The following is a 14,760-nucleotide window of genomic DNA, read 5'->3' as shown; positions in this document are numbered from 1 at the left end:
TTATGTGGTAATAGGCGACAACCATATCTCGCCGTTGAGACCACCTTCCCTTTAGCCAAAATTGTATTTCGCACAATGCATATCAAACTAACCGGCTTCATTTTGAAACGTGCCTGCATCGAGTATCTGTTTACGGGTTTTGAACTTGCAGATGAAATTCCAATTCCAGCTAGCATCATATTTGTGACATAACCCCCAAGATAGTCCGGGAGCCTGGCTTTCATTTGTGCCGTCTCTGAAAAGCCCAATCGCTTCAGGTGCTCCCTTTATGTAGGCTTTAATATCGAAATTAATACCGTCTTTGGCAAACTGAATCGTGTTTTTTTCTGGGCCATCGGTGGTAAGTAACGAAGCGATACCGTCATTGTAATTCCAAACCACCACTTCATGCCCACTGTTTGAAATAGGGTTATAGTCTGACTTCGCATAAGGCCCAAACGGAGAATCAGACACAGCAACGCCATGCTTTATTTCACGCCCGCCCATGTTCATCTCCTCCCCCATGGTTTCGCCTTTATAGTAAAGATAAAATTTATCTTGAAAGGCTAATAAACAAGGGTCGTGTACTTTATGACTATCAAAACTGCCTTTTGACTTAACATTAAACCGATTATCTTCACTGCCCTTCCACTCACCATCTTGTGCGGGCGATAAAATTGGCGCTTTCGATTTATGCCAAGGCCCAAAAGGCGTATCGGCCACTGCAATGGCGATATGCTCAAACTGTCGATTGGTATAAGGCGCCTTAACGGTCTGGTAAACGAGATAGAATTTATCGCCATGGACTAAGACTTCAGGGGTGAATACCGCTCTGTCGTCATAATCACCTGGTTCGCCGCGGCCAATTGCGATGCCGTGTTCTTTCCATGTTTCACCGTCTTTAGAAGATGCATGCCATACTTCGGTTAAATCCCACGGAAATACCTTGTCGTTGGGATTACTCGAGTTAAAGCCTACAGTTTCTCCTGTACCTCGTGTATACCAACAGTGATACACACCATCAACTTTAATAACAGAGGACGGGTCGCGTCTTATAACCCCTTCTTCAAAAGCAAAATCGCCTTTCAGTGGTGTAACATCAAATTCAGTCATCCAGTCAGGACCTAGGGAATCATACCCCCGCGCTAAAGCTCGCTTGCTGGCTAAACTTAGTTTTTCACCCATCGACTAATACTCCTTCATTGCAATTGGCTAGGAAACGCGCTTTCACGCTAGCCAGCGCATCTTTACTGATAATAGCGCCTGCGTGCTGCACAACTTCTCTTGCGGCAGCATCTGCGGCTTTGATACTAAACTCGATACTTCTCTCAGCCAGTCGGTTTGCCAGATACACCCCGGCAAATGAGTCACCAGCGGCAGTGGTATCTATCTGACTGGGCGCAGGATTGAAGGCTTGATGGTGCACTAAGCCCCCTTCCAGATAGCCAAACATGCCCTGCGTACCGGCCTTAACCACGTATTCCTTGCAGCCTACGCTATTCAAATAATTCAACACATCTTGCACGCAATCGTGATGATAGACGCTCTTGTGATCGTCAAGGCCAGGCAGCGCAATATCTGAAACACGGTAAGCACGGTCAAACCAAACTTGTGCATGCTGATAACCGTTCCACATTGAAGGTCTGTAATTTGAGTCAAACGCAATCAAGGCGCCTCGATCGCGATATTGCTGAATAAGTGTTAATAGTTCATTTTTATCAGCATCATTTAAAATACTTAGGCCAATACCACTAAAATAAACCATGTCGATGGAGTCTAACTCTGGCGGTTCGACCTTATGCAGTGACATCATTACTTTAGCCGCAGACTGGTCTCGCCAATAATCAAAACTTCGCTCGCCAGACTCATCGGTAACAATACTATATAAACCTACGTTTCTATTTTTACTGCGGGCTACTCCCACAGTATTAATGTCATTTTGCTCGAAAAAAGACATCATTTTAGTGCTGAAAGTATCAAGTCCAACAGCACTAAAGAAAATGCAATCTGTTTCGGGAACCCATCGTTTGCTGTATATCAACGCATTTAATGTATCTCCGGCAAAACCTAATTTACAGCTATCGTTTCCTGTATGAATAAGTTCGACCATACATTCCCCAACAGCCATCAATCGCTTGCTTTGAGTACCTCTATCAACATTCATCAAATTAGCCCTTTGCAAATTGCTTATTGGCAAAATAAGCTTCTATCTCTTCAATCGTTTTGTTCTTTGTTTCCGGCATCAATTTAAAGAGCACAAGGAAGCCCACTACCCCGCAAATGGTATAAAACAGGAAGATATCAGCAGCGCCCATGTTGCTCAGTTGCCAAGGAAAGAATTGTTGAACTAAATAACTGACTAAACTAGCTATTAATGCGAACACTGGAATCGCGATACCACGGATACGAGTAGGAAAAATTTCAGAGAATAATACCCACATCACTGGCCCTATTGAGAAATGGAATGCTGCTATAAAGCTAGAAATACCCACCAGCACCAACATACTGTTCATGGTAGTTGAGGCCTGTAATATCTCGCTTTCGAATTCTTTAGCCAAATCGAATCCAATGGTTTGCTGCAGCGCGTGTTTAAACGAGATATCAGACTGATAGACAATACCTTCTAAGTTTTTAAGGCCCGCAAGTTTGTCACTAGTGTGCAGCTGAGATAACGCTTCAATATTCACTTCATAAATCGCACTTTCAAAACCGATGTAACATGCAAATAAACTCAAGGCCGCCCAAGCAAGCCCCCAAATAATAAGCGGTCTGCGACCTAATTTATCTATTAATATGATTGCTAGTGCTGTGAAAAATAAACTGATCAACCCAATAATTGCAGCTTGGAAGAAGGCCGCATCAGAGCCGATCCCCACCTGTTCAAAAACAGTAGGCGCATAAAACATAATGGCGTTAATTCCCGTAATTTGCTGAACAATAGCAATCGTAAACCCCACTAGCGCTGCTGTCTTAGCTGGGCCCGAGAATAAAATTTTAAAAGACTCTTTTAAGGTTGCGCTGCTTCCGCCTTCTTTATCAAGGTTACGCTTAATATCATGTAGCTCTTCACTCGCCTGCACTGCTGGCATCATACTTTGCATGACCTCTAGCGCTTCCTCATCACGCCCTTTCATCACTAACCAACGGGGGCTACGTGGAATTTTAAATAATAGAAAGAACCATATAATTGCAGGCACAATTTCTACCGCTAGCATCCACCGCCACGTTGCAGTGTCTATCGCCATTGCTTGTACCCAATCAAGCTCAGATTTACTTAATTGCACAATGCCATAGTTGGCAAAATAGGCGCACGAGAGCCCTACAACAATATTTATCTGAATCATGGAGACCAGCTTTCCTCTCCACTTTGACGGTGCCACTTCACCAATGTACATGGCTGCCACTGATAGCGAGGTAAAAGCGAGCCCCCCGATAAAACGGGCAGCCACTAAAGATTCAAAAGAAAATGCCATTACGGAGAAAACCGCAGAGAACAAATAAAGAAACGAAATAAAAATTAACGTAGTTCGACGCCCAAATTTATTGCATAGATGACCCGTTACTAATAAAGCGAACAGAACACCAAAGCCTGGCGCACTCACTACGGCACCAATTTCAAGGTCTCCCAAGCCAAATTCCATGCTAATAAATTTAACCGTACCTGAAATAAGCGCGGCGTCTAATCCAAAAATAAAACCACCGAGGGCTACAATGATCGCATTGGCAAAAATTTGTCTGGTGTTCATCAGTACTCATCTTTATAGTTGTTAAGTCGACGTTAAAAATCGCAAACCCGAATTAACATACATACTAACCCAACAAACACTAATTGTTAACAATAAAATATATACAAAATGATTTTGTTAACGTATTCCCTGTTCGCTCCGGTGGTAACTTTTCCAAATTTCTGCGCCCCAGCTCATTCGTAATCGTACGCGCTAAGTTACATCGCTTTTTATCTACTTATCCTTATATAAAGCTACAAGTGCCGAATGGCCTTATCTCCCAATAACACTGATATGTTTTGTTCTTCATTGATAATGATGTTTTTAGTCTTGTTCTTACTCCATGACTTCAAAGTTATTTTTATTATTCCAACCTTTATTTAAACCTCAGTTTTCTTAAATTAACATTTCCCTTACCGATAAAAGTTTGCTATTAATTGTTAACAATGTACAATTAATGAATTGTTATATGTAAGGATGGTAACGTGACCGCAGTCCCTATCAACACATCGAGGCTTTCTGCAAGTAGTATCAAAGACGTCCAAGTCAACTACTACCTTATTCCTTTGCCAGAGGTCTTAAGTGATGCCAAACATGGTGATCACACACACTTCGAGCTAGTTACTTGCACAATTACTTGCAATGACGGCGTATCTGGAACGGGTTATACCTACACAGGGGGCAAGGGCGGGAAAGCAATTTATAGCCTTGTAAAGGACGATTTAGCCAATTTTTTACATAGCAAAGATGCCGATTGTGTTGAAGCTATTTGGGAACAATTGCAATACCATTTACATTATGTAGGTCGTGGTGGGTTAGCGAGTTTCGCAATTTCAACTATTGATATTGCTTTGTGGGACATCCGCTGCAAACGAATAAATCAACCGCTATGGCGTCTTGCTGGCGGCTTTGATAATCGTACCCCCTGTTATGCAGGAGGCATCGACCTAAATTTTGATGAGAATAAGCTAAAGTCCCATATCGAAGGATATTTAAATAAGGGCTTTACTGCTGTAAAAATCAAAGTCGGCAAAGATGATGTAGAAGAGGATATTGCCCGAGTCGCCGCTATAAGAAAGCATATTGGCAGCGATATAAAATTTATGGTGGATGCGAACTATTCTATGTCCCCCGCTCAAGCTATTCGCTTTGCCAAAGCCATCGAGCAGTATGATATCCATTGGTTCGAAGAGCCTACTATTCCCGACGATTATCAAAGTTACGCACGAATAGCTGAGGCTACGAGCATACCCATCGCAATGGGTGAAAACCTACATACCGTGTACGAATTCAATTATGCCATTCAACAATCAAAACTAGCCTACTTACAACCAGACGCATCGAATATAGGCGGTATAACAGGTTGGCTTAAAGTGGCATCTCTTGCCCACATTAATAACTTAAAAGTATGTAGCCACGGCATGCAAGAGCTGCATGTTTCACTGATGGCCTCACAACCTAATGCAGGGATGATGGAGTATCACTCTTTTCCTATAGACACATATACGACACACCCGGTTTCCCTTGATAAGCAAGGCTATGCATTGGCACCGAACGCCATAGGTACGGGTGTAACTTTCGACGACGTGAAACTCTCACCTTATCAAATAAAGTAAGGAATTTGACTATGTTTGCAGCACAATACGCAGGTGAAAAAACCTTTAACATTCAACCTGGAACCACAGTTCCACCAGGACCCGGAGAAGTTCGACTTTCAGTTGGTTATGTTGGAATTTGTGGTACAGACATGCATATATATCACGGCGTGATGGACGCACGTGTTGCCCCTCCCCAAATTATAGGTCATGAAATGTCAGGGGTGGTAGCCGAGGTAGGTGAAGGCGTAAAAAATGTGGTTATAGGTGACCATGTCGTTGTCCGCCCGCTTGATTATTGCCTGAATTGCCCCGCTTGTGATGCGGGTCATTCACACGTTTGCCAAAACCTTAAATTTATGGGTATTGATACTCCTGGTGCATTCCAAAGTTCATGGACAGTGAAATCACGCACGTTGCATAAACTTCCTAGTAATGTTTCTTTAAAAATGGGCGCCCTTGTTGAGCCTCTTGCAGTGGCTTGTCACGATGTTGCTAGAGCACGTGTTGCAAAAGGTGAGGACGTTGTGGTTATTGGCGGTGGCCCTATCGGTCAACTCGTTGCAATGGTAGCTAAAGCTAAAGGGGCGAATGTCATCATCTCTGAAGTTAATGCCACTCGGAGACAATTTTCAGAAGATAATGGTATTAATACGATTGATCCAATAAACCAAGACCCGGTTGCCGAAATCGCGAAAGTGACTAACGGAAAAGGCGCAGATGTGGTCTTTGAAGTTTCAGGCGTTCAGCCAGCCGTTGACGTGATGACAGAAATCGCGGCAGTGCGTGGTCGCATTTGCATGGTGGCCATCCACTCACAAAAACCTCAGGTCGATCTCTTCAAGTTCTTTTGGAAAGAATTAGAACTGCTAGGTGCTCGGGTATATGAGCATGAAGACTTTGAGCAAGCGATTAAGCTAATTGCAGATGGCTCACTAGATCTTGAGCCGCTTATCAGCTCGGTAAGCAAAATCAATGATATTGGTAGTGCTTTTGCTTCTATGGATGGTAACCCTTCTGGTATGAAAGCACTCGTGTCGTTAAGTGAGGAATTCTAAGATGTCATCGTTGTTTGATTTATCAGGAAAGACTGCCTTAGTAACAGGGTGTAGCCGTGGAATAGGCCAAGCAATGGCTATCGGGCTAGCACAAGCAGGCGCAAACATCATTGGCGTATCAGCTAGTTTAGCCTCTTCTGGCTCCGAAACCGAAAAAGGTGTGCTGGCTGCTGGCCGTGAATTCAGTGCTTATCAATGTGATTTTAGTAACCGAAAAGACCTGTATCGCTTCATCAGTGAAGTAAAGGAAGCACATTCGACTATTGATATTCTAGTTAACAACGCGGGCACTATTATGCGCGACCCCGCTGTCGAACATAGCGACGAGTATTGGGATACGGTTATTGAAGTCAATTTGAATGCCCAATTTGTGTTAAGCCGTGAGATAGGCAAACAGATGGTAGCTAATAAGCAGGGTAAAATTATTTTTACCGCGTCATTACTGACGTTTCAAGGCGGTATTACCGTACCTGGTTACGCCGCGAGTAAAGGTGCTATTGGTCAACTTACCAAGGCTCTGGCCAACGAATGGGCGGGACAAGGTATCAATGTCAACGCTATTGCGCCCGGTTACATTGCCACTGATAATACAGAAGCACTACGTAATGATCCAAGTCGTGCTGAATCAATATTGGCGCGAATTCCTCAGGGGCGGTGGGGTGAACCAGAAGACTTTATTGGCCCTACCGTATTTTTAGCCTCGCAAGCATCAGACTATATGAACGGCGCTACCGTTCTTGTTGATGGCGGCTGGATGGGAAGGTAAACATGTACCCACATAACAAGAAGCATTTTATTAATGGTGAATATGTAAGCTCTGCTTCTGAAGAGCATATCTCAATTACGAGCCCGAGCACCGGTAAGCGAGTGGGTGACATTCCTTTTGGTTGTGAAGAAGACGCGCAAAGTGCCCTGGACGCAGCGCAAAACGCGCAGCGTGCGTGGGCTTTAAAGACCGCGAGAGAAAGAGCCACCGTGTTACGTAAATTTGCACAGCTGATCAGGGAGCACACCGACACCCTAGCGCCCTTGCTAGTAAGTGAACAAGGCAAACTAATTGGCGTTGCAGAAATGGAAGTGGCAGTAACCGCAAGTTTTATCGACTATGCGTGTGACAATGCGCTAACCATTCGCGGTGATATTCTTCCTTCAGACAATGACAATGAAAAAATATACATTCATAAGGTGCCTCGTGGGGTTGTAGTGGCAATTACCGCGTGGAATTTCCCTTTGGCATTGGCAGGACGGAAGATAGGCCCTGCCCTTATCACCGGAAACACACTGGTATTGAAACCCACCGAAGAAACGCCACTTGCCACGCTCATGTTAGGTGAATTAGCGATAAAAGCAGGGATCCCTAAAGGCGTTCTTAATATTCTTAATGGTACAGGTGTTTCGGTTGGGCAATTCCTTTGTGAAAGCCCGATTACCAAGCTTATCACCATGACGGGAAGTACCCGAGCAGGTGAAAAAATCTATCAATCAGCCGGTAAGAACATGATACCGGTGATGTTAGAACTTGGTGGTAAGGCGCCATTCATTGTCATGGATGATGCAGACCTAGAAAAAGCGGCCAATGACCTAATCGACACTCGCTTCGCCAACTGTGGCCAAGTGTGTACCTGCGCAGAGCGTCTTTATGTACATGAAGATGTATACGATGCCTTTATTGCAACGCTTTTACCTAAGGTGAAGTCGATTAAGGTGGGCGATCCTATGCATCCTGATACCCAGATGGGGCCAAAGATTAACGCCCGTGAGATTACTAATATAAGCAAACTCTTAAAAGACGGTCTAAACCAAGGTGCAACAATCTTGTGCGGCGGTAAAGAAGCAAATGTTGATGGCTTTGAAAAAGGCCACTGGTTTGAGCCAACCCTAGTGGGCAATGTTTCTCACGACAATGTGTTAATGCATGAAGAAACCTTCGGACCAATCCTGCCCGTCATGAAAATAGCCAGTATCGAACAAGCTATTGAGTTTACTAACGACAGTGAGTATGGCCTTTCCGCCTACCTCTATACCTCTTCACTAAAACATATAAACAAAGCTATTGCAGAGATGGAAGTGGGTGAAGTGTATGTAAACCGTGGCATCGGTGAGCAGCACCAAGGCTTTCACAATGGCTGGAAAAAAAGTGGAATGGGTGGCGAAGATGGTTTGTACGGCCTAGAGCAGTACCTAGATAAAAAAACCATTTATATGCACGAACCAACCTAATCACACTTCAGTCAACACACTAGAATCACTTAGCTACCAACCCTTCCTATCTGGATTTCATCTAGATAGGGAGTCTTTCCCGCCATAAATTTCGCTGTATTGGCACTTAACAGTGAGGCTCCTACATTGATTAAAACGACGATATCCAAAATAGCATTTGTTACTACCCTAGTGGTGAGCTCCACCTATAGTTTTGCGCAAAATGAGCAACCTAACATTCTGTGGATTATTACTGACGACCACCGGCCAGACTCAGTTCAAGCTTACAATCGTGCGACAACAGGTAAAAGCGAAAGCGCGTTGGGCTACGTGTCATCGCCAAATATCGATAAACTGGCAGCTGAAGGCGTCATGTTTACCCGCGCTTATAACAACTCTCCTGCCTGTGGACCGTCCCGCACGTCGATGCATACGGGTCGTTACCCTTTTCGCAATGGTAAATATGCATGGGAACATACCCATCAAGAAGCTGATTTTACGCGCCCAGCAGTGTCCCAAAGCTTACGTGATGCAGGTTATAACACGGCAATAATTGGCAAACATCACCATGGTATTTCAGAAAAGCTGGGAGAGCCGAGCACTATTTTCGATTTTGCCCTAGAATACAATCGTGACCTACACAGGGCGGGTTTAGGCGGTTTATATTCAACGGGGTCACACGGCCTAACTGATGGCGTGCTATTGCGCCAAGACGCGACTGAAACCGTGTTCTACCCTGATGGTACGAAAAAACAATATGTGCTATCGAAAGCTGACCGAAACTTAAGCGCAGAAGAAGAGGCTATTAAAACCTCAGTAGAAGACGAGTTTGATATTTTGCGTGCCTACACACGTATAAACACAGGATTAATTCTTGGCGGCGTCAACCCTCAACCCGCCGATAAGACAGTAGATGCACTCATTGTTGAAGAGTTTGAAAACCACTTAGCCAATGCAAGTCAAAGTTACACTACCCTAGCAGGGAAAAAAGTTAACGGCCCTGACGCATCTAAACCCGTCTTCGTAAACCTAGGGTTTCACTTACCTCATACACCGGTACTTCCGCCTAAGTCTTACAGAGACAAATTCAAAGACCAACCCTATAAATTACCCGAGTTTAGTGCTGAAGAAGTTGGAAGTTTCCCCACCCAGCTTCAGCAAATTTATAACGAATCTAAAACCGATGGTATGACAGAACAAGACAAGCTTCAGGCTGTTCGCGATTACTATGCTTTTACCGCATTTGGTGATGCACTCATCGGTGAAGCTGTAGATGCTTTCAAAGCCTATTCAGCGAAACAAAATCGCGAGTACCTAATTGTTTTCACGGTAGGCGACCACGGTTGGCATTTAGGTGAGCAAGGTATGATGGCTAAATTTGGCCCTTGGAAACAATCGCTCAATGGCGCGGTTATTGTCGTGTCGTCAGATAAAAAAACCTATCCCGCCGGTAAGGTAGTCGATGAATTAGTGGAGTACGTAGACTTAGCCCCGACCCTTTTGGCTGGCGCAAATATCGATATTCGGACTGCCCAATACGACTACTTAGATGGCGTCGACCTCGCGAGCATTGCCAAGGATGAGGGTTTTAGCCGAGAGTATATTTTAGGAGAAATGAATTTAGTCAGTGGTCATAGAGCTTACTTACGTACTGAAAACTTTGCGTTCTCAATGCGAACCCGAGACAGACGTGAACCTGCCACTACGCCCTATCTAAACGATGATATTACGTGGGCCTTAACTGCACACCCCTTGAAAGTAGACTTAGCGCTGTATGACTTAAGAGTCGATCCTCTTGAGCGACAGAACGTTGCGTATACGGTTGAGTATTTAAAACTTGCAGAATGGTTTCGTCAAAAACTCGGGCGTATTGTGTTAGGGGATGGCCGGGTTGAAATGGATTGGAACACGGTCAATAACTATAATATTAGCAATTTTGCAGACGGTGCCGATGACAAAAAAATCAATATCCCCAACGACCTTATCCCTCAACCTGGCGTTACTAATCCACAACGTTTCAATTTGTAATTGACGCCTACGTTATTTTCGCTGCGCTTTTACTCCGTAAAGTGCTGGTTAAACAACGACTGCAATGAACAATGCAGTCGTTGTTTGGTATTACGTACCACCAGCGTAGTTTTGGTAAACCACTTTAACCTTGTAGCCATTCTGCACGGCTATCGGCTTATTCAGTATCGGTTATTGGTTTACCATTTTAGCGTTGCCCCGAAGTGAATGGCACCTTGGTATTTAGCATTCGTACTGTGCTCTCACTTGGTTTTTTACTGGACAATTTAAAGAAAAACGTTAACAATTCGCCAATCTTATTGCTATAAAAGTTGGAGTTCCCATGAAACCGAAAATTCTCTCTGTTCGTGATCAAATTGCTGACCTTATCCGTTCAGATATAATTTCCGGTGAACTAGCGCCAAACACTAAGCTAAATGAGATTCAACTAGCGGACCGGTTTGATGTGTCCAGAGGCCCTATTCGTGACGTCATATTAAAACTTACCAAAGAAGGTTTATTGGTAAGTAAAAACAACGTTGGCGCGTCTGTAAACACACCACTTCCTTCTGAACTACAAAAACTAAGTATTGATTTGCGAAAGAAGATTGAAGAGTATGCGGCTAAGCAATTGGCGGGAAATTTAACCCCAGAGCAATTGGCTAATATGGATAAGCTTATCGACAATATGCAAGAGCATTTTGAGCGCGATGAGTACACTGAACTGACTAAAGCTGATATCGCGTTCCATGAATACTTTGTTGAACTTGCTGGCGGTGAAAGCCTACTTAACTTGTGGTACCCCATTGTTATCCGTATGCGTATGAATTATCAACGCATCAAATCATCTAACAAATTAGTAGATGAACACCGAGATATCGTAAATGCATTTCGAGAAGGTGACGCCAAAGGCGCTATTGTCGCCATCCGTAAAAATATCAAATAGCCGTCTTCGGCTTCTTAGGGTATTAGCCTTAAATTAATCCCAGCACTACAATAATGGCCGCCAAATCATTTAGCGGCCATTAAAAATGGTTTCCTTTCTTACCTTCCTACTTACCTCAGCAAATTTCTCCGCTTCAACCTTTTTCAAATTACCACTTAAGCCACAGCAGTGCCCAAAGACAATTCTGTATTTTACAAAAACTAAATAAAACTAGAGCCTTAAACTCATCACAAAAGTTACCTTTCCAATTTCTATGCTCTAACACGTCAACCTTTACAATACATCCAGCCTTGCTATCTACCACATCTGCAGTCGCTAACCTCAAACAATAAGTACTCGTTTCGCCCAAATCTACTCTGCTGTGCTTTTTAAAAAAGGGACTTCATAGATTCTCTTCACATAACCGCCAGATCATATTGTTGACAATTAACATTAGAACATTAATAATGAATCTTATTAACAAAGCTTTTACACGATAGTGACGGGAATATTTATGCAAACGAAAAAGTTTAATGCGGTCTCGGCTGCAGTAGCCTGTGCCCTGCTAAGTAATGGTTTGATGGCTCAAGAAGATAAGTCTGTCGAAGTTATTGAAGTGAAAGGTATTCGAGGCTCACTCACCTCAGCGATGGATATCAAGCGAGAATCATCTGGTGTTGTAGAAGCCATTTCTGCTGAAGACATTGGAAAATTTCCAGACACCAACCTTGCAGAATCATTGCAACGTATCACCGGTGTATCTATTGACCGAACCAACAATGAAGGTAATCAGGTTACAGTTCGAGGTTTCGGACCTAGCTTTAATTTAGTCACTTTAAATAACCGTCAGATGCCTAATTCATCCTCTCTGCTGACAAGCGGCATATCACGGAGTTTTAACTTCCGGGAGATTGCGGCCGAAAGTGTTTCTGGTGTGGAAGTACACAAAACAGGTAAAGCCGATGTCAGTTCCGGCGGCTTAGGCGCTACTATAAACATTAATACCGCTCGTCCTTTTGAGATGGATGAATTCATGGCTGCGTGGAGTGCAAAAGCAGTAATGGACACCAGCGTAACCGATGGAGATAGTGTTACGCCTGAGTTCTCTGGCATGGTAAGTAAAACATTCGATGATAAAAGGTTTGGGGTACTGGCGTCGTTTTCCTATGCTGAACGAGATAGCCATGTGGATCGTATTGGAACTCAAGGGTGGAGTCGTGGCTACCCAGGCCAAGCTAACCCAGATACCAGTGCTATCGATATTTCAAAAAACCCTACCCTGGCAACATGGCGCACACCCACCGTTGATTTAGAAGAGTCTAACTACAGTCGTGACCGAATAAATGGACAGGTAGTGCTTCAATTCAGACCAACAGATTCACTCACCACCACATTAGATTATGTTATATCTCGCTTAGATGAAAACGGTAAAATGAACCGTATGAGTTTTTGGTTTGATAACGTACAAGAAGGTGCAGCTGACGAAAACGGCACCATTATCAATCCTAGCCGCATGAATGACGAGCTTAATTTCTGGGCATGGGAATACAATTTTGAAACTGAAAATGACTCCTATGGCGTTAATTTTGAGTGGCGGGCTACCGACGCACTGAGCTTCGAATTAGATTTGCATGATTCAACATCACATTCAAATCCCGGCGGTCTACCTGCTGAACGGATCGCTAACTTAAAAAATCCATTTGGCGACCTGGCACCTGTCCATATCAGTGCTGACTTCAGCGGCGATACTCCTATTGCATATTATGATGATACTGGGGTACCTGGTGGCGCCTATGCGCCTGAAAATATAGAGGCAGATCTATATCAGGAACGTGGTTACGAGATTGAAAATAATATTCAGCAAATACAGTTATTCGGTAAATGGCTAAATATGGAAACAGGGGCATTAGATGCCATTAATTTCGGTTTTGCTCATACCAAATATGATGTAGATAGTAACAATATTTATAGTGATAATTTTGCGCTAGGCAATGGCACGTTGGACATTAGTGAACTCGACTATGAGTTTCGTCCTGGTGGCGTAGGCTTTGAATTTCTTCCTATTTATAGTGCCAATGACTTTCTTGATCTCGTAAGGGAACAATCCCTTTATAATGAAGCCGATGTTCGTCGCAATGGTATTTCGGAAGAAACGACTGCGGTATTTCTCTCCTTTGATTTTGTCACCGATTTTAACAACATGCCGATCAACGCTAGCTTTGGTGTGAGATACGAAGAAACTGACGTTGAGTCTTACTCAGTGCAACGCCCAGTGGTAGGCTTTAATTGGATTACGCCAATACAACTGGCAAAAGTATTGGCTGCCGAGGAGCTAACCGAAACGCTGGAAGGAGACTACGAACAATTCTTGCCCAACTTAGATATTAGTATGGAAATTACTGACGATTTAGTCGCTAGGTTTTCTTACAGTAAAACTATCGCAAGAAGTAGTATTGGCGCTATGTTCCCAGCCACAAGTTTAGACTTACACCGTGCAGGTGGGCCATTTCGTGCGTCTCAAGGCAACCCTAATCTACTTCCTTTCGAGTCTCAAAACGTGGACTTATCGCTAGAGTACTACTACGACGATGGTAGCTATGTTTCCGTTGGCCACTTCCGTAAGCAAGTTGATAACTTTATTTCTACTGGCCAGATAGAGAGCGAAATAGAAGGCCCTAATGGCCCACTAACTGACCCAAGTGTAAGCGCGAGAGCGAACTGCCCAGATGGCACTGTTACTGACCCAGTAGCCGCCTGTGTTTCCCAACCTGGCGATCCTGCTATCGCATGGGAAATTTCTACGCCGTTAAATCTTGATGCCACGCGTGTCTATGGTTGGGAGTTCAACGTACAGCATCTGTTTGGTGAAACAGGTTTTGGCACCGTGGTTAACTACACCATGGTAAATAGTGCAGACGAATATGATGTTTATTCTTTGGAAAACAACTTTGCACTAACCGGCTTAAGCGATTCAGCTAACTTCGTATTGTTTTATGAAAAGGACTATTACCAAGTTAGAGCAGCGTATAACTGGCGAGATGAGTTTTTACTTTCTGGTGGTTTAGAGCCTACCTTTACCGAGGCGTACAGCCAACTTGATATCTCAGCAAGTTACGATATTAATGACCATGTATCTGTGTACCTAGATGGTATTAACGTAACCGATGAAAGTACCCGTAGACATGGTCGCTTCAGCAATCAGCTTATCGACTATGAAACGTATGGCCCCCGCTACAATGTGGGTGTGAGAGGTAAGTTCTAAGAAAATAGAA

General features: G+C 43.7%; 10 protein-coding genes. 7 read left to right on the top strand and 3 right to left on the bottom strand.

What is annotated here, in order from left to right; all coding sequences use genetic code 11:
* Nucleotides 1-87: 87 nt before the first annotated feature.
* From AVL57_RS02995 to AVL57_RS02985, 3 genes are read right to left on the bottom strand one after another with little or no spacing between them, the layout of a single operon-like run.
* Complete coding sequence (locus AVL57_RS02995; RefSeq protein WP_057794047.1) at nt 88-1,164, bottom strand: glycoside hydrolase family 117 protein; 1,077 nt, start codon at nt 1,162-1,164, stop codon at nt 88-90.
* Nucleotides 1,157-2,143 (bottom strand): sugar kinase, encoded by a 987-nt coding sequence (locus AVL57_RS02990; protein ID WP_082604975.1) that lies wholly within the window; start codon nt 2,141-2,143, stop codon nt 1,157-1,159. Before AVL57_RS02990 ends, AVL57_RS02995 begins: the two co-directional genes overlap by 8 nt.
* A 4-nt stretch (nt 2,144-2,147) precedes the next feature.
* Entirely contained in the window at nt 2,148-3,725 is a 1,578-nt protein-coding gene (locus tag AVL57_RS02985; RefSeq protein ID WP_057794050.1) for an MFS transporter, read from the bottom strand.
* Nucleotides 3,726-4,189: 464 nt separating this feature from the next.
* Here AVL57_RS02985 and AVL57_RS02980 point away from each other — a divergent pair, with 464 nt between their 5' ends.
* The 7 genes from AVL57_RS02980 (at nt 4,190) to AVL57_RS02950 (ending at nt 14,750) form a co-directional block, all read left to right on the top strand.
* Complete coding sequence (locus AVL57_RS02980) at nt 4,190-5,320, top strand: mandelate racemase/muconate lactonizing enzyme family protein (protein WP_057794052.1); 1,131 nt, start codon at nt 4,190-4,192, stop codon at nt 5,318-5,320.
* A gap of 11 nt (nt 5,321-5,331) precedes the next feature.
* Nucleotides 5,332-6,357 carry a zinc-dependent alcohol dehydrogenase gene (locus AVL57_RS02975; protein WP_057794054.1) on the top strand — a complete coding sequence of 342 codons (1,026 nt, stop codon included), beginning with the start codon at nt 5,332-5,334 and terminating at the stop codon, nt 6,355-6,357.
* 1 nt (nt 6,358) lies between these two features.
* Nucleotides 6,359-7,123 carry an SDR family oxidoreductase gene (locus AVL57_RS02970; protein ID WP_057794056.1) on the top strand — a complete coding sequence of 255 codons (765 nt, stop codon included), beginning with the start codon at nt 6,359-6,361 and terminating at the stop codon, nt 7,121-7,123.
* Nucleotides 7,124-7,125: 2 nt separating this feature from the next.
* Nucleotides 7,126-8,577 carry an aldehyde dehydrogenase gene (aldA, locus tag AVL57_RS02965; protein WP_057794058.1) on the top strand — a complete coding sequence of 484 codons (1,452 nt, stop codon included), beginning with the start codon at nt 7,126-7,128 and terminating at the stop codon, nt 8,575-8,577.
* A gap of 126 nt (nt 8,578-8,703) precedes the next feature.
* Entirely contained in the window at nt 8,704-10,584 is a 1,881-nt protein-coding gene (locus AVL57_RS02960) for a sulfatase-like hydrolase/transferase (RefSeq protein ID WP_197467645.1), read from the top strand.
* A 322-nt stretch (nt 10,585-10,906) separates the two neighbouring features.
* Nucleotides 10,907-11,509, top strand: coding sequence for a GntR family transcriptional regulator (locus tag AVL57_RS02955; protein ID WP_057794060.1), 603 nt, complete (start codon nt 10,907-10,909; stop codon nt 11,507-11,509).
* 493 nt (nt 11,510-12,002) lie between these two features.
* Nucleotides 12,003-14,750, top strand: coding sequence for a TonB-dependent receptor (locus tag AVL57_RS02950; RefSeq protein ID WP_057794062.1), 2,748 nt, complete (start codon nt 12,003-12,005; stop codon nt 14,748-14,750).
* The last annotated feature ends 10 nt before the right edge of the window (nt 14,751-14,760 follow it).

Source organism: Alteromonas stellipolaris, assembly GCF_001562115.1.
Lineage (GTDB): Bacteria > Pseudomonadota > Gammaproteobacteria > Enterobacterales > Alteromonadaceae > Alteromonas > Alteromonas stellipolaris.
Note: the sequence above shows the minus strand (reverse complement) of the source record. Positions and strands in the feature narration are given on the sequence as shown.